The 19,265-nt window shown below is 72.9% G+C and carries 19 protein-coding genes; 9 read left to right on the forward strand and 10 right to left on the reverse strand.

The features are described from left to right. Positions 1-191: 191 nt before the first annotated feature. Positions 192-1,478 (reverse strand): DUF2786 domain-containing protein, encoded by a 1,287-nt coding sequence (locus ACWD6P_RS11700; protein ID WP_451443870.1) that lies wholly within the window; start codon positions 1,476-1,478, stop codon positions 192-194. A 4-nt stretch (positions 1,479-1,482) separates the two neighbouring features. After that, positions 1,483-1,917 (reverse strand): winged helix-turn-helix transcriptional regulator, encoded by a 435-nt coding sequence (locus ACWD6P_RS11705; protein WP_451443871.1) that lies wholly within the window; start codon positions 1,915-1,917, stop codon positions 1,483-1,485. A gap of 131 nt (positions 1,918-2,048) precedes the next feature. Here ACWD6P_RS11705 and ACWD6P_RS11710 point away from each other — a divergent pair, with 131 nt between their 5' ends. Then, complete coding sequence (locus tag ACWD6P_RS11710; RefSeq protein ID WP_451443872.1) at positions 2,049-2,498, forward strand: YybH family protein; 450 nt, start codon at positions 2,049-2,051, stop codon at positions 2,496-2,498. A gap of 63 nt (positions 2,499-2,561) precedes the next feature. Here ACWD6P_RS11710 and ACWD6P_RS11715 read toward each other — a convergent pair whose 3' ends face one another. Beyond that, entirely contained in the window at positions 2,562-3,824 is a 1,263-nt protein-coding gene (locus tag ACWD6P_RS11715) for a L,D-transpeptidase (protein WP_451443873.1), read from the reverse strand. Between the two features lie 266 nt (positions 3,825-4,090). Then, positions 4,091-4,429 carry a hypothetical protein gene (locus ACWD6P_RS11720; protein ID WP_451443874.1) on the reverse strand — a complete coding sequence of 113 codons (339 nt, stop codon included), beginning with the start codon at positions 4,427-4,429 and terminating at the stop codon, positions 4,091-4,093. Between the two features lie 109 nt (positions 4,430-4,538). On the opposite strand from ACWD6P_RS11720, the gene ACWD6P_RS11725 reads away from it, so the two are divergent. Further along, positions 4,539-4,886, forward strand: a complete 348-nt coding sequence (locus tag ACWD6P_RS11725) for a hypothetical protein (protein ID WP_451443875.1) — start codon at positions 4,539-4,541, stop codon at positions 4,884-4,886. A 36-nt stretch (positions 4,887-4,922) separates the two neighbouring features. Here the strand turns inward: ACWD6P_RS11725 and hutH are convergent, their stop codons facing one another. The 5 genes from hutH to ACWD6P_RS11750 form a co-directional block, all read right to left on the reverse strand. Further along, positions 4,923-6,467, reverse strand: a complete 1,545-nt coding sequence (gene hutH / locus ACWD6P_RS11730) for a histidine ammonia-lyase (RefSeq protein ID WP_451443876.1) — start codon at positions 6,465-6,467, stop codon at positions 4,923-4,925. 131 nt (positions 6,468-6,598) lie between these two features. Then, positions 6,599-7,714, reverse strand: coding sequence for a diguanylate cyclase domain-containing protein (locus ACWD6P_RS11735; RefSeq protein ID WP_451443940.1), 1,116 nt, complete (start codon positions 7,712-7,714; stop codon positions 6,599-6,601). Positions 7,715-7,981: 267 nt separating this feature from the next. Then, positions 7,982-8,776: an enoyl-CoA hydratase/isomerase family protein gene (locus tag ACWD6P_RS11740; protein ID WP_451443877.1), complete on the reverse strand. Its 795-nt coding sequence runs from the start codon at positions 8,774-8,776 to the stop codon at positions 7,982-7,984. A gap of 108 nt (positions 8,777-8,884) precedes the next feature. Continuing rightward, positions 8,885-10,039, reverse strand: coding sequence for an adenylate/guanylate cyclase domain-containing protein (locus ACWD6P_RS11745; protein ID WP_451443878.1), 1,155 nt, complete (start codon positions 10,037-10,039; stop codon positions 8,885-8,887). Positions 10,040-10,190: 151 nt separating this feature from the next. Then, on the reverse strand, positions 10,191-11,066 hold the full coding sequence (locus ACWD6P_RS11750; RefSeq protein ID WP_451443879.1) for a biotin--[acetyl-CoA-carboxylase] ligase: 876 nt from the start codon (positions 11,064-11,066) through the stop codon (positions 10,191-10,193). Between the two features lie 131 nt (positions 11,067-11,197). Here ACWD6P_RS11750 and ACWD6P_RS11755 point away from each other — a divergent pair, with 131 nt between their 5' ends. The 7 genes from ACWD6P_RS11755 to ACWD6P_RS11785 all read left to right on the forward strand — a co-directional run bounded on the left by ACWD6P_RS11755 (position 11,198) and on the right by ACWD6P_RS11785 (position 17,080). Continuing rightward, a complete protein-coding gene (locus tag ACWD6P_RS11755; RefSeq protein ID WP_451443880.1) occupies positions 11,198-12,787 on the forward strand; it encodes an acyl-CoA carboxylase subunit beta in 1,590 nt (529 codons plus the stop codon). A 14-nt stretch (positions 12,788-12,801) separates the two neighbouring features. Then, positions 12,802-13,017 (forward strand): acyl-CoA carboxylase epsilon subunit, encoded by a 216-nt coding sequence (locus ACWD6P_RS11760; RefSeq protein ID WP_451443881.1) that lies wholly within the window; start codon positions 12,802-12,804, stop codon positions 13,015-13,017. Between the two features lie 125 nt (positions 13,018-13,142). Next, a complete protein-coding gene (mmpB, locus tag ACWD6P_RS11765; RefSeq protein ID WP_451443882.1) occupies positions 13,143-13,271 on the forward strand; it encodes a morphogenic membrane protein MmpB in 129 nt (42 codons plus the stop codon). A 170-nt stretch (positions 13,272-13,441) separates the two neighbouring features. Next, the gene (locus ACWD6P_RS11770; RefSeq protein ID WP_451443883.1) at positions 13,442-14,920 is read left to right on the forward strand and encodes a peptidoglycan D,D-transpeptidase FtsI family protein; all 1,479 of its coding nucleotides are present in this window, start codon (positions 13,442-13,444) and stop codon (positions 14,918-14,920) included. A 35-nt stretch (positions 14,921-14,955) separates the two neighbouring features. Continuing rightward, the gene (locus ACWD6P_RS11775) at positions 14,956-15,591 is read left to right on the forward strand and encodes a nucleoside triphosphate pyrophosphatase (RefSeq protein ID WP_451443884.1); all 636 of its coding nucleotides are present in this window, start codon (positions 14,956-14,958) and stop codon (positions 15,589-15,591) included. Between the two features lie 20 nt (positions 15,592-15,611). Continuing rightward, the gene (locus tag ACWD6P_RS11780; RefSeq protein ID WP_451443885.1) at positions 15,612-16,442 is read left to right on the forward strand and encodes an MOSC domain-containing protein; all 831 of its coding nucleotides are present in this window, start codon (positions 15,612-15,614) and stop codon (positions 16,440-16,442) included. 71 nt (positions 16,443-16,513) lie between these two features. After that, positions 16,514-17,080 (forward strand): DJ-1/PfpI family protein, encoded by a 567-nt coding sequence (locus tag ACWD6P_RS11785; protein WP_451443886.1) that lies wholly within the window; start codon positions 16,514-16,516, stop codon positions 17,078-17,080. Between the two features lie 39 nt (positions 17,081-17,119). On the opposite strand, the gene ACWD6P_RS11790 is transcribed toward ACWD6P_RS11785, so the two are convergent. Continuing rightward, positions 17,120-19,252, reverse strand: coding sequence for a serine/threonine-protein kinase (locus ACWD6P_RS11790; protein WP_451443887.1), 2,133 nt, complete (start codon positions 19,250-19,252; stop codon positions 17,120-17,122). Positions 19,253-19,265 lie beyond the last annotated feature (13 nt).

Raw genomic sequence — 19,265 nt, forward strand, 5'->3', positions numbered from 1 at the left:
GCCGGGGTCAGGCCTCGCCCAGGCGGGCACGGTCGCGGCGGCGGTTCTGCCAGAACCGCCCTGGGGGGTCAGCCCTCGCCCAGGCGGGCACGGTCCGCGGCGGCTCGGACGCCGGACCAGGCGGCCGGGGTCAGCCCACGCCCAGGCGGGCACGGTCGCGGCGGCGGTTCTGCCAGAACCGCCCTGGGGGGTCAGCCCTCGCCCAGGCGGGCACGGTCCGCGGCGGCTCTGCCCTGGTGCCAGCCGGCCGCGTCGTGGACGCCGCGCAGGCGCACCGGGGCGGTGTCCGGGAAGAGGGTGCCGGTGGTCTCCTCGACGGCGAGTTCGCGGGCGGCGAGGACCGGGAGGAGGTCGGGGGCCGACGCGGCGGACTCGGAGGCGGCGGCGGCCGTGGCGGCGGCGGTGGCCGCCGTCAGCCGGTCGCGGATGCGGTCGGCGTACCCGACGAGGAAGGTCTGGCGGAAGTCACGGGTGCGCCGGGCGCGACCGCGGGCGTGATGGTCGTCGCCGGCGCGGTGCATGGCCGCGGTGGCCTGCAGGAGGAGGGAGGTGTAGAGCAGCTCGGCGGCCTCCAGGTCGGGCGGGAAGCCCACGAGGGTGGAGAAGCCGAGGTCACCGGCCCATACGGCCTGGCAGCGGTTGGCGGCCGCGACCGCGTCGAGGAGCAGCGCCTTGGCCTGTTCGTACGGTCCCTCGATGCCGATGCGGACCGCCGAGGGGCCGCCGGCCGGACCGCCCGGCGAGCCGTCCGCGGAGTCCAGGAGCGCCTCGTCGATGCTGTGCCGGGCCATCAGCTCCTGTGCCTTGGCGGACAGCGCCTCGGCCTCCTCGGCGTAGTCGGTCGCCTCGGCCTTGGCGAGCAGCCCGCGGATCCGCCCGAGGGCGCGCGAGGCGGCGGCGCCGTCGGCGGTGTGCGGGCCGGTCCGCGTCCCGGGGCGCGGCGGCTGCGGCAGCGGGGTGATACGGGGCAGGCGGGCGAGGATGCGCAGCGCCGCCAGCACGTCGTACGCGGTCTCGAAGCGGGAGGTGCGGCGGCGCCCGGCCAGCGCGTCGAGATAGCCGCGGTCGGAGTCCCACCAGACCTCGGCGCCGAGGCTTTGCAGCTGCTCGGACCAGCGCGTACCGCGCCCGGCCCGCGTCCCCGACGGCCGGGCGTCCTCCGCCGCCACGGCGTCGACGACCACCGCCACCGGCGTCGCGTCACGCGCCGTACGCCGGACGATGCGCTCCAGGTCGGCGGGGTGCCAGCCGCCCGCCCAGCACTGCCGCACGGCCGCCACGGCGGCGGCGACCACCGCCTCGCTCACCGCCTCCCAGCCGGCCTCGGCCGCGGCCAGCCGCGAGGCGCCCGCCTCCAGGGCGTCCTCGGCCGCGGCCCCGTCGGGTGCGTAGCGGACGCTGCCGAGGACCTCCGCGACCAGCTCGTCGGCCGCCGGCGGCCGCGGCCCGCCGCGCCCTCTTCCTCCGCGCTCGTTCACCCGGTCACTCTACGGCCGGCCGCTGCGCGCCCTCCCGCCCGGCACCGCGCTCCCCCGCCGCCGCATCGCGCGGGCCGTCGGCGGCGGCGCCCCAGTCCCACAGGGACTGCAGTACGGGCCCCAACTCCCGTCCGCGGGCGGTGAGCCGGTAGCGGACGGTGGGCGGCCAGCCGGGGATGCGGTCACGGTGGGCCACGCCGTCGGCGACCAGCTGGGCGAGCCGGTCGGTGAGCACCTTGTCGGAGAGCGCGGGCAGGGCGGCGGCCAGTTCGCTGTAGCTGTGCGGGCCGCGGAGCAGCTCCCGGATGACGAGGGTGGTCCAGCGGCCGCGGAGCGCGCCGAGCGCGATCTCCACGGGGCAGGCGGGGGACGGCTCGCGCACCGCCGCCCGGGCGTCGTCGGGCAGGCCGGGCGCGTGCCGAACCGTTCGGTGAGTCACGAGGGGGCCTCCTAGGGTTCGCGGCACCGGTCAACGCACCGGCACCGGACCGGATCGGACCGGATCGGACCGGATCGGATCGGACTGGATCGGACCGGATCCACTGAACCAGCACACAGGAGACGACGAACATGGCATCCCCCAGGCCCTTTGCCGCCCCCGCCCCCGCCCCCGGCCTCCCCGGACTGCCGCGCTCGGCCCAGGACGTCCCGGCCGTCTTCGCGCGGCGGTTCAACTCGGGCGACGCCGAGGCGGTGCAGGAGATGTACGCGCCCGACGCGGTCTTCGTGCCGCGGAGCGGGGCACCGGCGACGACACCGGAGGCGATCCGGCGGGCCAACGCCGGCTTCCTCGGCCTCGGGCTGCCGATCACGGTACGGCCGCGGCACGTCCACGTCGCCGGCGACACGGCGCTGCTGATCGTCGACTGGGAGCTCGACGCGGACGGCGGCGGCCCGGGGCCGGTCCGCGGCACGGCGACCGATGTCGCCCGGCGGGGCCCGGACGGCCGCTGGCGCTATGTGATCGACAGCCCGTTCGGCGGCGACGCACCGGATACGACGACGCCCGGCGCGCCGTGAGGTACGGCGGGCCGGGCGTCGGTCAGGGCATCGGTCAGGGCGCAGCGCGCGAGGTCACCGAGGTCACTGCAGGGCGCTGCCCGCGACCCACTGCGACCAGTCCATGTTCCAGCCGTTGAGGCCGTTGTCCGGCTTGATGGTGCGGTCCGGGGAGTTGATCACCTCGACGACGTCGCCGGTCTGCGAGTGGTCGAAGAACCAGGCGCCGTCCGTCTTGGGGTCGTCGGCGCCCTTGACGTCCTTCATCCCGATGCAGCCGTGGCTGGTGTTGGCGGTGCCGAAGATGCCCTTGCCCCAGTAGTTGCCGTGGATGAAGGTGCCGGAGGCCGACAGGCGCATGGCGTGCGGCACGTCGGGGATGTCGTACTCGCCCTTGCCGTTCTTCTTCTTGAAGCCGACGGTCGAGCCGTCCATCCGGGTCTGCTGGAACCGCTCGGAGATGACCATCTTGCCGTTGTAGGTCGGGTTCTTCTCGTTGCCGGCCGAGATCGGGATGGTCTTGAGGATCCGGTCGTCACGGACCACAACCATCTTGTGCGCCTTGGTGTCGACGGTGCTGACCTGGGCGTGGCCGACGCGGAAGCCGACGGTCTTGTGCTGGATGCCGGTGACGCCCGGTGAGGCCTCGACGCCGGCCAGGCCGAGCTCCATGCTGACCTCGGTGTTCGCCTTCCAGTACTCCCGGGGGCGGAAGTCGAGCCGGGTGTCGCTGAACCAGTGGCCGACGACCCGCTGGTTGCTGCTCGCCGCGACCTGGATCGCGGACTCGACGGCGGCCTTGTTCTTGACCGGCTTGTTGAAGTTGATCGACACCGGCATGCCGATGCCGACGGTCGAGCCGTCCTCGGGCGTGAAGGTCCCGACGAGGTGCGGGGAGGGGGAGGCCGTGGTGAAGGCGGAGTTCTCCACCGCCTTGCGGCCCTGGTCGTCCACCGCGCGGGCGGTGACCTTGTACCGCGTCGAGCGCTGCAGCGGCTGTTCGGGCTGCCAGGAGGTGCCGTCGGCGGACAGCGTGCCGTCGACCGTCTTCTTGGTCTCGACGGCGGTCATCGTGACGTCGGTGAGCCGGCCGCCACTGACCGTGACCTTGGCGGCGCCGACGCCGGCGCGGCTGTCGCCGTCCTTCGGCAGGATCGTGATCCTGGCCTCGGAGACGTCCTGTGCGGCCGCCGCGTCCACCTGCTGGGTGTTCTCGTGACGGGCGGCGCCGTCGGCCCCGCTGCCGCCGTCCGCCGCACTGCTGGCGCCGCACGACGTGAGCGTGAGTACGCCCCCGAGCAGCGCGGCGCCGGCTATCAGGCCCTTGCGGCGGTTGCTGTCCGTCATCACACGCATCTCCATTGCTACCGAGTTCGCGACAAATCCCCGAGCTGGCTGCCAACTGAACGCAGGCATATCTGGACGCAGGCATTCCTGCCGACGCCATAAGAACGCCTTTTCCGTTTCGCCCGTTCCATTCGTCCGAAAAGTGTGGGGTAGGCCACTAAGGACCCCTCTGGGGTGCGCTCGGGGTCTGCACGTAGTCGGCCCCCGTACGGCGGGGAGCCGTGCGGGGGCCGTGGCCGGCAGGGAGGGGGCAGTGGTGCCCGGTGTCAGCCCTCCCCGTCCGCGTCGTCCGCCAGGTCCCACTCCGCCGCGTCCCACTCGGCGTCGGGGTCGTAGTCGGTCATCTCCTCGCTGCTCCAGGAGGCCTGCGCGAGCTCGGCCCCCGGCACGGAGGCGACGAGGTCGAACGGGTCGATCAGGTGGGCCAGCGCCTCCGCCGGGTCCTCCTTGACCGTCTCCCGGGACTGTCTGCGCTCCTCGTCCGGCAGGGACGGGTCGCCGTCGATGTGGTCGAGGGCGGCGCCGGTCAGCTGGCCGGCGTCGGTGACCTCCATGACCAGTTCGACATGAAGCCGCACAAAACGTGATGTCTCACCATTGCTCATAGCACGGAGGTTAGGCACGGACGGCTCCCGACTTCCCCGCGACCCGCGGCGGTCACTAACATCTGCGCTCAACGGCCAATTCGCCGAACCCACAAGGAGGATTGCTTCCGTGACCGCACGACGATCACTGCTGACCGCCACGGCCGCGGGATCGGTGCTGTTCGCCTTGTGGTTCGTACCGTCCGCCAACGCGATCGTGGGCACTGACGGGGCGACAGATTCCGGTCTGCGGGCGGCATCCGCGCAGGCCGGGCGGGCCGCGACCGACGAGCCGGACCGGGCGGGCCGCACGGGCAGCGGCGCCAAGGGCACCGGCCCCACCGCCCCGCACCACCTCCTCGCCGACACCGGCAGCCCGGACACCACCCCGTACGCGATCGGCGGCGCCGCCTTCCTCGTCCTGGGCGCCGGGCTGGTCGGCTACTCCGTGCGCCGCAGCCCCGGCGGGACGGCCTGACCGTCCGCGGGCGGGGCCCCGGCGCGGCACCCGGAGCTACGCCAGCTCTCCGGTGACCGACTCCGCCGCCGCCACCAGCTTCCCGGCCCGCACGAAGGCGTACGCGGCCTCCAGGTCCGGCGCCAGGAAGCGGTCCTCGCCGGGCCCCTGGATGCCCGCGGCGCGCACCGCGTCCAGCACCGCACGGGTCGCGGGCGCCGGGGCCAGCCCCTCGCGCAGCTCGATGGCGCGGGTCGCCGCGTACAGCTCGACGGCGACGATCCGGGTCAGGTTGTCGACGGCGGTACGCAGCTTGCGCGCCGCCGACCAGCCCATCGAGACATGGTCCTCCTGCATGGCGGAGGACGGGATGGAGTCCACCGAAGCGGGCGCGGCCAGCCGCTTCAGCTCGCTGACCAGCGCGGCCTGCGTGTACTGGGCGATCATCAGGCCGGAGTCGACGCCCGGGTCGCCGGCCAGGAAGGCGGGCAGGCCGTGGGAGCGGTTCTTGTCCAGCAGCCGGTCGGTGCGGCGCTCGGCGATCGATCCGAGGTCGGCGGCGGCGATCGCCAGGAAGTCCAGGACGTAGGCGACCGGCGCACCGTGGAAGTTGCCGTTGGACTCGACCCGGCCGTCGGGCAGCACCACCGGGTTGTCGACCGCCGACGCCAGCTCGCGGTCGGCGACCAGCCGGGCGTGGTCCAGGGTGTCCCGTCCGGCGCCGGCGACCTGCGGGGCGCAGCGGATGGAGTAGGCGTCCTGGACGCGCGGGGCGTCGTCCTGATGGTGGCCGGTGAAGCCCGAACCCGCCAGCACCTTGAGCATGTTGGCGGCCGAGGCGGCCTGCCCCGGGTGCGGGCGGATGGCGTGCAGCTCGGGGGCGAGGACCCGGTCCGTGCCGAGCAGCGCCTCCAGGGAGAGGGCCGCGGTGATGTCCGCCGAGGTGAAGAGCCGGGCGAGGTCGGCGCAGGCCATCACGAGCATGCCGAGCATGCCGTCGGTGCCGTTGAGGAGGGCCAGGCCCTCCTTCTCGCGCAGCTCGACGGGCGCGATGCCGTGCGCGGCCAGCAGCTCGCCGGCCGGGCGGACGACACCGTCGGGGCCCTCCGCCTCGCCCTCGCCCATCAGCGTGAGCGCACAGTGCGAGAGCGGTGCGAGGTCGCCGGAGCAGCCGAGCGAGCCGTACTCGTGCACGACCGGAGTGATGCCGGCGTTGAGTATGGCGGCCATGGTCTCGACGACCAGCGGGCGGACGCCGGTGTGCCCGGAGGCGAGCGTCTTGAGCCGCAGGAACATCAGCGCGCGGACGACCTCGCGCTCGACCCGCGGGCCCATGCCGGCCGCGTGCGAGCGCACGATGTTGCGCTGGAGCTGGGCCCGCAGCTCCGGGCTGATGTGGCGTACGGCGAGGGCACCGAAGCCGGTGGAGACGCCGTAGACGGGGTCGGGCTTGGCGGCGAGTTCGTCGATGAAGGCGCGGGAGGCGGCGACGGCCGCGAGGGCCTCCTCGGACAGCTCGATCCGGGCGGCACCGCGGGCCACCGCGATGACGTCCTGTGCGGTCGTGCCGGACGTCCCCAGCACCACAGTGTGCATATCCATATTCAGGCACCCTAGAGACTGAATCGCCGGATGTCACCACCAGATTTCGGGATCACCCCTTACCGGAGGGGGCGTCCGAGGGAGACCCGGGGCGTACGGGGGATCTGCCGTCTGCACAAGGATCTGCCGCCTCACCTCCGGAAGCGCCGGCGCTCCGGCCCCGGGCGCCGGTCGGGGGCGTCGGCGAGCCGTACGACCGGGTCGTCCCGGCCGCCGTGCCGGCCGGCAACCACCGGCTCGCCCGAGCCCGCCGCCTTGGACTTGTACTGCGCGGCGTCCGCGAGCCGGAAGAGCCGGCGGCCGCTGCGCACCGGACCGATCGGGTCACCGGTCGAGGCGACCCCCACCGCGACGCCCTCCCCGAGATCCAACTCCCCGGCCCGCTCGCACAGTTCACCGGCCACCTTGACCACCTCGTCGGCCGGCGGGCCCACCGCGAGCAGACAGAACTCATCGCCGCCGAGCCGGGCGGCCAGGGTGCCGGGCAGCATCGCGCCGCACAGGGACAGCACCGAACCGAACCGCTCCAGCAGCCGGTCGCCCACCGCGTGGCCCCGCGAGTCGTTCACCCGCTTGAGGCCGTTGAGGTCGCACACCACCAGGCTGACCACCACGCCCTCACCGCGGTGCAGCTCCAGCGCCTCGTCCAGCCGCATGTCGACGGCGCGGCGGTTGGCGAGGCCGGTCAGCGCGTCGGTGAAGGCCAGCCGGCGGGCCTCCGCCAGCCGCTCGGTCTGGGCGACCCCGGCGGCCGTCACCGCGGCGAGCACACTGGCGAAGTCGGCGTCCGCCCGGCCGAAGACCGGCTCCCCGGTGCGCCGGGCGACATACAGCTCGCCCCACGCCCTGCCGTGCAGCACGATCGGGGCGACCACGCAGCAGCCCCGGCCGCGGCGGCGCAGGGCGGCCACCCGCTGACGGTTGTAGGGCCCGGCCCGGCCGCCCGCCGCGCCGCCAGGCGGGGGAGGGTCCGCCTCGGCCGTCTCCACCCAGGCACTGGGCTCGCCGCCGCCGGCCCACTGCTCGTGCAGGAAGCCGACGATCTCCGGGAACTCGTGGACGGGGTAGCTCTCGTCCTCCGGGAACTCCTCCTCGCCTTCGGCGAGTTCGCCGATGTTGACCAGGACCCGCAGCTTTCCCAGCTCCCGCTCCCACTTCGAGATCGCCGCGAAGGAGCCCCCCAGGGCCTGGCGCACGCCCTGCGCCGCGGCGTGCGCCGATTCGCGCGGCGTATGCGCGGCCGCCATGGCCTGCGCAAGCTCCACCACGGCCCGCAGCCTCGCATCGCCCTCGCCCGTCACCGGATCCTCGCATTCCGTCACCGTGAGCACGCTCTGTACTACAGCGTAGGAATGTTTAACCCCATTCGCCCCTTTCAGTGCGGGAATGACACCGGGACGTGATGTACGTCGTGGCTGGTGAGGGCCGAAACGAGCAGGACGCAGCCCGCAATTACGGTGAGTGACGGAAAGGGCGTCACGGGTGGCGGCACACCTCCCGCCCGGCCGCCGCCCTCACTCACCCGGCCACCGCGGATCCCGCTTCTCGTTGAAGGCCGCCACGCCCTCGGCGCGGTCCCCGGAGAAGGCCACACTGCGCCAGGCGCCGTCCTCCACCTCCAGGCCGGCCCGCAGGTCCAGGCCGTGCCCCAGGCGCAGGGCGCGCTTGGCGGCGCGCAGGCCGACCGGCGAGTTGCAGGCGATCGCCGCCGCCAGCGCCAGCGCCTCCGCCCGGTCCTGGCCGTCCGCCACCAACTGGTCGACCAGACCCAGCTGCGCCGCCTCGGCCGCCGGCACCCGCCGGGCGGTGAACACCAGCTCGGCGGCGCGCGCGGCGCCCACCCTGCGCGGCAGCAGCTGCGTCCCGCCGCCCCCGGGGATGACGCCCACCGACACCTCCGGCAGACCGACCACCGCGGTACCGTCCGCGACGATCAGGTCGCAGGCCAGCGCCAGCTCGAAGCCGCCGCCGAGCGCGAAGCCGTGCACCGCGGCGATGGTGGGCACCGGCAGCTCCAGTACGCCCGTGTAGGCGGCGCGGGTGTGCGGGCGCTGGCGCATCAGGTCCGCGTCGGTGAAGGAGTTGCGCTCCTTGAGGTCGGCGCCGACGCAGAACGCCCGCTCATGGGTGGAGGTGAGCACCACCGCCCGTACGGAGCGGTCCGCGGCCAGCTCGGCGCAGGCCTGCGCGAGGCCGTCGGCCATCGCCGTCGAGACCGCGTTCATCGCCTTGGGGCGGTCCATGACCAGCTCCGCCACAAAGCCGTGGCGCTCGATGCCGACCCATTCGTCCGTGCCGAACCGCTGCATGGAGCCCTCCCTGTTAACGAGCGTTGACCTGATCGACAGGGGGGATCATGCCAGGCGGGGGCCCGGCGGGACAGGGGGTCGGGGCACCCGTCGCGCCACCGGGGCCGGTCAGCCGCGCCGGGTCAGCAGCCAGGGCTCCACGACGCCCAGGCCGCGCACCGGCCGCTGCCACATCGGCTGCAGCGCGAAGCGGTAGGACGGCGGCGCCTCGCCCGTGCCCTCCTCGGCCGCCTTCTCCGCGGCCGCGGCGTCCGCCTCGGAGACCGGTGCGTCACCGATCCGGCCGAGCTCCTCCGCGAACGCCTCGTCCACCAGGACGGTGTCCTTCGGCGCTATCGAGGTCAGCCGGCTGGCCAGATTGACGGTCGTGCCGAAGACATCGCCCATCCGGGTCGTGACCGTGCCGAAGGCGATGCCGACCCGCAGTTCGGGCATGGTCTCGTCGTGGCTCATCGTCTCGATCAGCCGCAGGCCGATCTCGGCGGCGATACCGGCGTCGTCGGCGGAGAAGAGGACCTCGTCGCCGAGGGTCTTGATGAGCCGGCCGCCGTGCGCGGCCACCAGGTCGGAGCAGGTGGTCTCGAACGCCTCCACCAGCTCGCCCAGTTCCTCCTCCTCCAGACGGCGGGTCAGACGGGTGAAGCCCACCAGGTCCGCGAAGCCCACCGCGAGCCGGCGGTCGACCATCTCGGCGTCGTCCTGGGCCCGTACGACCCGGCCGGTGGCCGCGGCCAGCTGCCGCCGCCAGACGTAGACGAGGAACTCCTCCAGCTCGGGCAGGAGCAGCTCGACCAGCGGATAGGTGATCTCCGTACGGGTCAGGCCGGAGTCCTGGGGCTCGGTGAGGCCCTCCAGGAAGGAGTCGATCTGCCAGTCGGCGAGGCGGGCGGTGGTCTGGCCCGTGGAACGGGCGACCTGGACGGCCATGGCCTCGCTCAGCAGGCCCGCCTCGACGAGACCGGCGAGCCGGCGCAGGGCGAGGACGTCCGCCTCGGTGAGGGCCTTGACCTGGCCGATGTCGGCGAAGCCCATGGCCCGCCAGAAGCGGGCCGCCAGGTCCATCGAGACGCCGGCGCTACGGGCCGCCTGGAACGGCGTGTAGCGGCGGTCGGCGCCGAGGATGAGCTGTTCGAGGCGCAGCGCGATGCTGTTCTCGTCGCCCTCCTCGTGGACCCCTGGCGGGTCGCCCTCGGGGACGTCGCGTACGGCATCGTCCTCGGTGTCCCTCTCGCGCGGGGTGGCGCCCGAGTCGTCGGCGGTCACCGGCCGCTCCCTGTCCGATCCCTGCGCACTGCCCTTCCGATCACTGCTCGCCCGTGGCCCGCTCCCTGGCGGACCGCCTCAACGATACGGCACAGGTGTGCTGTGGCTCACAGCCGCGGGTGCGTCGTGCCTGAGCGGGGCGGGGCTCTTGTCAGGGGTGCGGCCCGGTGGTCCGCAGATGGACGATGTCGCCCGCCCCCACCGGCCGCTGTACGCCCTCCTCCGTGGCCAGGACCAGACGGCCGTCGCCGTCGATGGCGACCGCCTCGCCGACGATCTCGGTGCCGCCGGGGAGTTCGGCCCGTACGGAACGGCCCAGGGTGGCGCAGCCCGCCGCATAGGCCTCCTGGAGCCGGCTGCCGGCGGGGTCGCCGTCGGCGGTCTGCCATTCGGCGTACCAGTGCTCCAGGGAGCGCAGTACGGCGCGCAGCAGCGGGTCGCGGTCGGTGGTGCGGGCGCCGGCCAGGGCCAGCGAGCCCGCGCCGGGGACGGGCAGTTCGCCGGCGGTGAGGGTGACGTTGAGGCCGATGCCGACGACGACGCCGTCCGCGGCCCGTTCGGCGAGGATGCCGCCGGCCTTGCGCTCGTCGCCGTCGATGGTGACGAGCAGGTCGTTGGGCCACTTGAGTGCGGTGTCGACGCCGGCCGTACGGGAGACGGCGGTGGCGGTGGCGACGCCCGCCAGGAGGGGCAGCCAGCCCCAGCGCTCCACCGGGACGCGAGGGGTGAGGTAGACGGAGAAGAAGAGGCCCGAGCGTGCGGGCGCCGACCAGGTGCGGTCGAGGCGGCCGCGGCCGGCGGACTGCTCCTCGGCCACCAGGACGGCGCCCTCGGCCGCGCCCTCGGCGGCCCGCAGCGCCAGGTCGGTGTTGGTGGAGCCGGTGGCGGGGACGACGTCGAGGTCGGTCCACAGGGAGCCGGAGCGCACCAGGGCGCGGCGCAGCGCGGCGGCGTTCAGCGGAGGGCGGCCCAGATCGCTCCAGCGACCGGAGTCTTTGTCCCGGTTTCCCGGTGGTTGAGGGGTCATGGCACCAGCCTAGGTGTGGTCAACGACGCAGTGCCGCTGAGCAGCGCCGCCGATACGCTACGAGTCGGTAGCCATACACGTACCACCCTCAGTACGAGCACCATTCCAGGACGAGCAGGAGCCGCATCCCGATGTCCGAACCGGAAGCAAACATCCACACCACCGCGGGCAAACTGGCGGATCTGCAGCGGCGGGTCGACGAGGCCACCCATGCCGGTTCCGCCCGCGCGGTGGAAAAGCAGCACGCCAAGGGCAAGTTGACGGCGCGTGAGCGCATCGACCTGCTGCTGGACGAGGGCTCGTTCGTCGAGCTGGACGAGTTCGCGCGGCACCGGTCGACCAGCTTCGGAATGGAGCGCAGCCGCCCGTACGGCGATGGTGTGGTGACGGGCTACGGCACCGTCGACGGGCGCCCGGTGGCGGTCTTCTCCCAGGACTTCACGGTCTTCGGCGGGGCCCTCGGCGGGGTCTTCGGCGAGAAGATCGTCAAGGTGATGGACTTCGCGCTGAAGACCGGCTGCCCGGTCATCGGCATCAACGACTCCGGCGGCGCGCGCATCCAGGAGGGCGTGGTCTCGCTGGGCATGTACGGCGAGATCTTCCGGCGCAATACGCATGCGTCGGGCGTCATTCCGCAGATCTCGCTGATCGTCGGCCCGTGCGCGGGCGGCGCGGTCTACTCCCCCGCCATCACCGACTTCACGGTCATGGTCGACCAGACCTCGCACATGTTCATCACCGGACCGGACGTCATCAAGACGGTCACCGGTGAGGACGTGGGCTTCGAGGAGCTGGGCGGTGCGCGGACGCACAACAGCACCTCGGGCGTGGCCCACCACATGGCGGGCGACGAGAAGGACGCCATCGACTACGTCAAGGGACTGCTGTCCTACCTGCCGTCCAACAACCTCTCCGAGCCGCCGGTCTTCCCCGAGGAGGCGGACCTGGAGACCTCGGAGTACGACCGCGAGCTGGACGCCCTGGTCCCGGACTCGGCGAACCAGCCGTACGACATGATCACGGCGGTCGAGCACGTCCTGGACGACGGCGAGTTCTTCGAGACCCAGGCGCTGTTCGCGCCGAACATCGTCACCGGTTTCGGGCGGGTCGAGGGCCATTCGGTCGGTGTGGTGGCCAACCAGCCGATGCAGTTCGCGGGCACCTTGGACATCAACGCCTCGGAGAAGGCCGCCCGCTTCGTGCGGACCTGCGACGCGTACAACATCCCGGTCCTGACGTTCGTCGACGTCCCCGGCTTCCTGCCCGGCACGGACCAGGAGTACGACGGGATCATCCGCCGCGGCGCCAAGCTGATCTATGCGTACGCGGAGGCGACGGTCCCGCTGATCACGGTCATCACGCGCAAGGCGTTCGGCGGCGCCTACGACGTCATGGGGTCCAAGCACCTGGGCGCCGACCTGAACCTGGCCTGGCCGACCGCGCAGATCGCGGTGATGGGCGCGCAGGGCGCGGTCAACATCCTGCACCGCCGCACCCTGGCCGCCATCGAGGACCCGGCCGCGCAGGACGCCAAGCGCCAGGAGCTGATCCGGGAGTACGAGGACGCCCTGCTCAACCCGTACGTGGCGGCCGAGCGCGGCTACGTCGACGCGGTGATCATGCCGTCCGAGACACGCCGGCACATCGTCCGCGGGCTGCGCTCGCTGCGCAACAAGCGTGAGGCGCTGCCGCCGAAGAAGCACGGCAACATCCCGCTGTAGAAGGGTGGTCGCAGATGATCAAGGTCGTACGGGGCAATCCGACGCCTGAGGAGCTGGCCGCCGCACTGGCGGTGGTACAGGCCCGGGCGGCGGCGGCCGCGGCCGGTTCCGCGCCCGGCGGCGCCGCCCCCGGCTCCGAGTGGTCCGATCCGGCGTCCACGATCCCGGCGCGGGCCCGGGTGCCGCACCCGGGGCCGCGGGCGTGGCGGACGAGTTACTGGCCGCGCTGACCGGCCGGCTACGGGTGTGTCCGGCCGGCAGGGTCGGTGCATCGTGCAATGACTAGTCCTTTGCACCGCGGCGCCTGAGTACGCGTACTCAGGCGCCGCGGGCGTGACGGGCACAGGATCGATACATGCTGTGGTCCGATCCGCCCGATGAGCCGCCCGAGGAGCTGCGCGACGTGCAGGCCAAGCTCCGCCGGATGGGCATCGTGCTGGCCGTGGCCGTGGTGCTGCTGACGTTCCTGCTCGCCGGCCGGTGACGGCCGGCCGGGCGCTTTCCCCGCCGGGCGAGGCGACACTCACAGTTCCCGCCTGCAACCACAGGCCCCGGAATCTCATCTTTCACTCTCGAAGAGCCGCAATTCGGGCGTAGTGCGGTCCGGGCGCCGAGCCGTCCGGGCCGGCGCCGCCGATGGGGAGTGGGAGAGCGATGAACAGGCCGCTGAGGCACATAGCCGTCTTCTGCGGGGTGCTGGTACTGGCCCTGCTGGTTCGTGCGACCTGGGTCCAGTTCGTCCAGGGCGACGAGCTCGCCAACGACCCCCACAACCGCCGGGTGAAGATCGAGGCGTTCTCCTACCCCCGCGGCAACATCATCGTCGGCGGCAAGCCCATCACCGGCTCCGTGGCGACCTCCGGCGACTTCAAGTACAAGCGGACGTACAAGGACGGCGCGATGTACGCCCCGGTCACCGGCTTCGCCTCGCAGGGCATCGGCACGTCCTTCCTGGAGGGCATCTACAACAAGCTGCTCAGCGGCAAGGACGACCGCCTCGCGCTCGACCGCGCCATGGACGTCCTCACCGGCGAGAAGCCCCGCGGCGCCGATGTCGTGACCACCATCAACCCCAAGGCGCAGAAGGCCGCGTACAAGGGGCTGACCGACCTCAACGCCAAGGGCGCGGTGGTCGCCCTCGACCCCCGCAACGGCAACGTCCTCGCGATGGCCTCCACGCCCTCGTACGACCCGTCCGCCTTCGCCGGCATCCTCGACGGCGACAAGTTCACCAAGCTCGACAAGGACAAGAGCAAGCCGCTGAACAACCGGGCGCTGCGCGAGACCTACGCGCCCGGCTCCACCTTCAAGATCCTCACCGCGGCCGCCGCCCTGGAGCACGGCGTGGTCGGCGACATCAACGCCAAGACCGGCGCCCCCGCCCCGTACCAGCTGCCGCTGAGCTCCGTGAAGGTCGGCAACGACGTGGCCGGCGCCCCCTGCGACAAGGCGTCCCTCAAGACCGGTATGCAGTGGTCGTGCAACAACGTCTTCCTGGACACCGCGCTGAAGGTCGGCAAGGACAAGATGCGGGAGACCGCCGAGAAGTTCGGCTTCAACTCCGACGTCTACGACGAGGCCTTCGGGGACCTGAAGGCCAGCAAGAGCCTCTACCCCGACAAGCTGGACAAGCCCGCCACCGCGCTGACCGGCATGGGCCAGGGCAGCCTGACCAGCACCCCGATGCAGATGGCGATGGTGGCCGCGGCGCTCGCCAACGACGGCAAGCTGATGATGCCGCACCTCGTCGACGAGCTGCGCGGCCCCGACCTGTCGACGATCCAGAAGTTCGAGCCGAAGGTGAAGTCCCAGGCCGTCTCCGCCGACACCGCGAAGAAGGTCCAGGAGATGATGGAGTACACCGTCGAGGAGGGCACCGCCAACAAGGCCAAGATCGACGGCGTGACGGTCGGCGGCAAGACCGGTACCGCCCAGCACGGCATGGACGTCAACGACGAGCGCCCCTACGCCTGGTTCGTCTCCTACGCCAAGCAGAGCGACGGCTCCTCCCCGGTGGCGGTCGCCGTCTTCGTCGACCCCAAGGACATGGACATCCCCCGGGCCGAGATCGCCGGCGGCAAGCTCGGCGGCCCGATCGCCAAGCAGGTCATGCAGGCGGTCCTGGGCAAGTAGTCCGTCCGCGCCCCGGCCGTGACCGGCTCCGTACGATGGCGCCCATGACCGAAGAGCAGTCCCCCTCCCCCGCCCGCCCCCGCCGCCTCGTCCTCGCCTCCCAGTCCCCGGCCCGGCTGGCCCTGCTGCGCCAGGCCGGGCTGGCGCCCGAGGTGATCGTCAGCGGCGTCGACGAGGACGCGCTGACCGCCGCCACACCCGGTGAGCTGGCCCGCATACTGGCCGAGGCGAAGGCCGCCGCCGTCGCCGCCCGCCCGGAGGCGGCGGGCGCACTGGTCGTCGGCTGCGACTCGGTCCTGGAGCTCGACGGCCGGGCGCTCGGCAAGCCGGCCGACGCCGAGGACGCCACCGCCCGCTGGAAGTCGATGCGCGGCCGCTCCGGCGTCCTGCAGACCGGCCACTGCGTCATCGACACCGCCAGCGGCCGCGAGGTGTCCGCCACCGCCTCCACCACGGTCCGCTTCGGCGAGCCCACCGACGACGAGATCGCCGCCTACGTCGAGAGCGGCGAACCCCTCTTCGTCGCCGGCGCCTTCACCCTCGACGGCCGCTCCGCCCCCTTCATCGACGGCATCGACGGCGACCCCGGCAACGTCATCGGCCTCTCCCTGCCGCTGCTGCGCCGCCTGCTCGCGGACCTGGATGTGGCGATCACCCAGCTGTGGACCTGAGGCCCTCATAGGCTGCCCGCATGGCAACCGTCGTCGAACTGATCAGCTACCCCGTCAAGGGCTGTGCCGGGACCCCGGCGGCCGAGGCGGAGCTCACCCCGGCCGGCCTCGCCCACGACCGCAGCTTCATGGTCGTCGGCGAGGACGGCGTCTTCCGCAGCCAGCGCACGGACCCCGGCCTGGCGCTCATACGCCCCGAGGTCGGCCCCGAAGGCGCCGAGCTCACCCTGTCCGCACCGGGAACCGCCCCCCTGACGTACGAGATCGACCACGGCCTGCAGTCCGCGGCCAGAGCCGACGTCGAGATGTTCCACGCGCCCTACCGCGCCGTCGACCAGGGCGAGGCGGCGGCCCGCTGGCTGTCCGAGGTGCTCGGCGCGCCCAGCCGGCTCGTCCGGGTACCGCCGGAGCACGACCGGATCACCGACGGCCACACCCCCGGCACCTCCGGCTTCGCCGACAGCAGCCCCGTCCACGTCCTGTCCCGGGCCTCCCTGGACGACCTCAACGCCCGTATCACCGCCGCCGGACGCGCCCCGGTCCCGATGGAGCGCTTCCGCCCGAACATCGTCGTCGACGGATGGCACCAACCGCAGACGGAGGACCGCGCCCGCCGGATCACCATCGGCGAGTGCGCACTGGGCTTCGCCAAGCTCGCCGTCCGCTGCGCCGTCACCCTCGTCGACCAGCGCTCCGGCACCAGGGCCGGGCCCGAGCCGCTGCGCACCCTCGCGTCCTACCGCCGGGTGCCCGAGGGCGGTGTCGCCTTCGGCTCGAAGTTCTCCGTGCTGGAAACCGGAAAGCTGGCGGTGGGCGAGGCATTCAACGTCACCGCGTGGGGAACCGATTGATCCGATACGGCCTGATCGACCGGATCAGCCGGATCGGACCGGTCCGTCATACCCCACGAGGAGTGCGCAGCATGCCCACGATCCTGCTCATCGCCGGTGACGCCACCGAGGACCTGGAGTTCTTCTACCCCTACCAGCGGCTGCTGGAGGAGGGCTACGAGGTCCGGATCGCGGCCCCGTCGCGCAAGAAGCTGCGGTTCGTCGTGCACGACTTCGTCGACGACTTCGACACCTACATCGAACGCGAGGGCCACTCCTGGCCGTCCGACGTCGCCCTGTCCGAGGTCGACCCGGCCGAGTACACCGCCCTGGTCCTCCCGGGCGGCCGGGCCCCCGAGTACCTCCGCAACGACCCCGACTACCGCCGCATCGTCACCCACTTCTTCGACACCGACAAGCCGGTCGCCCACATCTGCCACGCGGCCACCACCCTCGCCCCCCTCGGCGTCCTCAAGGGCCGCCGCACCGCCGCCTACCCGGCCTGTGCGCCCGACGTGGAGATGGGCGGCGGCACGTTCGTCGACGGCTCCGCGGTGGTCGACGGCAAGGTCGTCTCCGCCCGCGCCTGGCCCGACCAGCCGGACTGGATGCGCGCCTTCATGGAGGTACTGCGGGAGCATGCGCCGCTGAAGGGGTGAGGTCCGCGGGCGGGGGCGCGGACGTGCGCCCCCGTCCGGTCAGAACACCGGCAGCGCGTAGAGCGAGCCGCCGTTCATGGCGAAGACGCGGTTGCCGTCGGCGACCAGCCACTGGCGGTCGGCCTCGCCCACTTTGTACGTCCAGACCGGGCCGCCGTCCGCCGCGCTCATCGCTTTGACCTCGTACCAGGGGTCGGCCTCGATCGTCCAGAGGCCGTTGCCCTGGACGACCACGGGGGTGTGCAGGCTGGAGCCCCCGCGGATCTGGAAGTCCTTGCCGCCGTCGCGGCGTTGCCACTTGTTGGGGAGGGCGGACTCCTGGTCGGCGTAGGCCTGGTGCGTGGCGTACAGGGCGTCCTCGGTGGCGGTCACCGGGCCCCACCTGACGATCGGCGGCTTCTCGCCCGCGGACGTGCTCGCCAGGGCACGCTTGCGGACCGTCCACAGCTCCTTGCCGTCGGATATCCGACGGGCCGTCATCGACATGCCGTTGACGTAGACGGTGTCGCCGTAACAGGTCGGACGGACGAAGGCGTCGGACCGGTGACGCAGGTCCCACACCCGGCGGCCGTCCGCGGTGTCGACGGCGAGGACGTTGCCGTCGGTGGTGCCCATGACCAGGCGGCCGTGGGCGGCGACGCCGGGCGGGTTGACCTTGGTGCGGAACGGCTCGTCGAGGGGGGCGGTCCAGCGGACCCTGGCGTCAGCGCGGCCGACGGCGCGCAGCCGGTGGTCCTTGGTCAGGACGTAGACCGCCGTGTCGTCGGCGGCCAGTATGGAGTCCGCGTCCGCGTCGGCGGTCCACCGGGGCTCCCCCGTGGAGGGGACGAAGGTGCGCAGCGTCCCCTTGGCGTCGACGGCCGCGACCAGCCGGTCCGAGAGGGAGACATAACGCCCGGTGGCCTTGAGGTCCTTGACGGCCCAACGGCGTTTGCCGTCCACGACGTTGTGGGCGGCGAGGCCTCCCCCGCGCGCGCCGAAGACGATGACGTCGCGGACGGGCAGCGGGGCGGGGGTGTCCTCGGCGAGGGTGTGCACGGCCCACAGCTCCTTGGGGGAGCCGCCGATGATCATGTCGCCGTCGTCGGGGTTCAGCACATGCGCCCTGGGCGTCGTGACGGCGGACGGGAAGGCGAAGAGGTCCACCTTCTTCCTGGGCGGCTTCGGCGTACGCGGCCACCAGGCGGCCGTCGCGCCGCCGCCCGCCGCGAGGACCACGCCGCCCGCCGCGAGGCCCGTGAGCAGCCGGCGCCGGGAGACCTGGCGGGGGCCCACGCCGTCGACGAGCGTGGTGGTCAGCTCGTGGATGCCGCTCTCCCGCTCCTTGATGGCCTGGCTGACCGGGCCGCGCCGCCAGGCCCGTTCGGCGCCGCGCGGCGGGGCGAAGGCCGCGGCGATCTGCGCCGGGGTGGGCCGGGCGGCCGGGTCCTTGGCCAGCAGGGGCGCGATGAGCACCCGCAGCGCTTCGGGGACCCCGGCCAGATCGGGCTCGTCGTGGACGACCTTGTACTGGAGGGCGGCGACATGGCTGCCGTCGAAGGCCCGGTGGCCGGTCGCCGCGTGGACGAGGACCGCGCCCAGGGAGAAGACGTCGGCGGGGGCGGCGACCCGGCGGCCCAGGACCTGCTCGGGGGCGCCGTAGCCGGGGGTGACCGGGACCTGGCCGGTGGTGGTGAGGGTGAGGCCGTGCTCGGGGCGGGCGATGCCGAAGTCGATGACCCGCGGACCTCCCGACGTCAGGACGATGTTCGGGGGCTTGAGGTCACGGTGGATCAGGCCGGTGGCGTGGATGTCCGCCAGGGTGTGCGCGATCGACGCGGCGAGGGCGCGCACGGCCGGTTCGCCGAAGGGGCCGTACGCCTCGACGGCCTCGTCCAGGGTCGGGCCGGCCAGGAACTCGGTGGCGATCCACGGGCGGCCGCCCTCGGTGTCCGTGCCGAGCACGCGTGCCACGCCCTTGCTCACCACGGCCGTCGCCGCCTGGGCCTCGCGGACGAAGCGCTGGGCGAGGTTCGCCTCGCCGGTGAGTTCGGGCCGCAGCACCTTGACCGCGGCGACGGTGCCCTGGGAGTCCTGGCCGACGTAGACCTTGCCCATACCGCCTTCGCCGAGCACGCCGAGCAGGCGGTAGGGGCCGAGGCGGAGCGGGTCGCCGGTGTTGAGGGGTTTCATGAGCGGTGTCCTT

Source organism: Streptomyces sp. NPDC002446 (genome assembly GCF_053595675.1).

What these genes read in the sequence shown, in the direction of transcription:
- ACWD6P_RS11760 (WP_451443881.1), top strand. Translation starts at nt 12,802, where the DNA reads ATGATCAAGGTCGTACGGGGCAATCCGACGCCTGAGGAGCTGGCCGCC.
- ACWD6P_RS11720 (WP_451443874.1), bottom strand. Translation starts at nt 4,429, where the DNA reads ATGAGCAATGGTGAGACATCACGTTTTGTGCGGCTTCATGTCGAACTG.
- ACWD6P_RS11755 (WP_451443880.1), top strand. Translation starts at nt 11,198, where the DNA reads ATGTCCGAACCGGAAGCAAACATCCACACCACCGCGGGCAAACTGGCG.
- ACWD6P_RS11740 (WP_451443877.1), bottom strand. Translation starts at nt 8,776, where the DNA reads ATGCAGCGGTTCGGCACGGACGAATGGGTCGGCATCGAGCGCCACGGC.
- ACWD6P_RS11750 (WP_451443879.1), bottom strand. Translation starts at nt 11,066, where the DNA reads ATGACCCCTCAACCACCGGGAAACCGGGACAAAGACTCCGGTCGCTGG.
- ACWD6P_RS11785 (WP_451443886.1), top strand. Translation starts at nt 16,514, where the DNA reads ATGCCCACGATCCTGCTCATCGCCGGTGACGCCACCGAGGACCTGGAG.
- ACWD6P_RS11775 (WP_451443884.1), top strand. Translation starts at nt 14,956, where the DNA reads ATGGCGCCCATGACCGAAGAGCAGTCCCCCTCCCCCGCCCGCCCCCGC.
- ACWD6P_RS11770 (WP_451443883.1), top strand. Translation starts at nt 13,442, where the DNA reads ATGAACAGGCCGCTGAGGCACATAGCCGTCTTCTGCGGGGTGCTGGTA.
- ACWD6P_RS11780 (WP_451443885.1), top strand. Translation starts at nt 15,612, where the DNA reads ATGGCAACCGTCGTCGAACTGATCAGCTACCCCGTCAAGGGCTGTGCC.
- ACWD6P_RS11710 (WP_451443872.1), top strand. Translation starts at nt 2,049, where the DNA reads ATGGCATCCCCCAGGCCCTTTGCCGCCCCCGCCCCCGCCCCCGGCCTC.
- hutH (WP_451443876.1), bottom strand. Translation starts at nt 6,467, where the DNA reads ATGGATATGCACACTGTGGTGCTGGGGACGTCCGGCACGACCGCACAG.
- ACWD6P_RS11735 (WP_451443940.1), bottom strand. Translation starts at nt 7,714, where the DNA reads ATGGCGGCCGCGCATACGCCGCGCGAATCGGCGCACGCCGCGGCGCAG.
- ACWD6P_RS11715 (WP_451443873.1), bottom strand. Translation starts at nt 3,824, where the DNA reads ATGACGGACAGCAACCGCCGCAAGGGCCTGATAGCCGGCGCCGCGCTG.
- mmpB (WP_451443882.1), top strand. Translation starts at nt 13,143, where the DNA reads ATGCTGTGGTCCGATCCGCCCGATGAGCCGCCCGAGGAGCTGCGCGAC.
- ACWD6P_RS11790 (WP_451443887.1), bottom strand. Translation starts at nt 19,252, where the DNA reads ATGAAACCCCTCAACACCGGCGACCCGCTCCGCCTCGGCCCCTACCGC.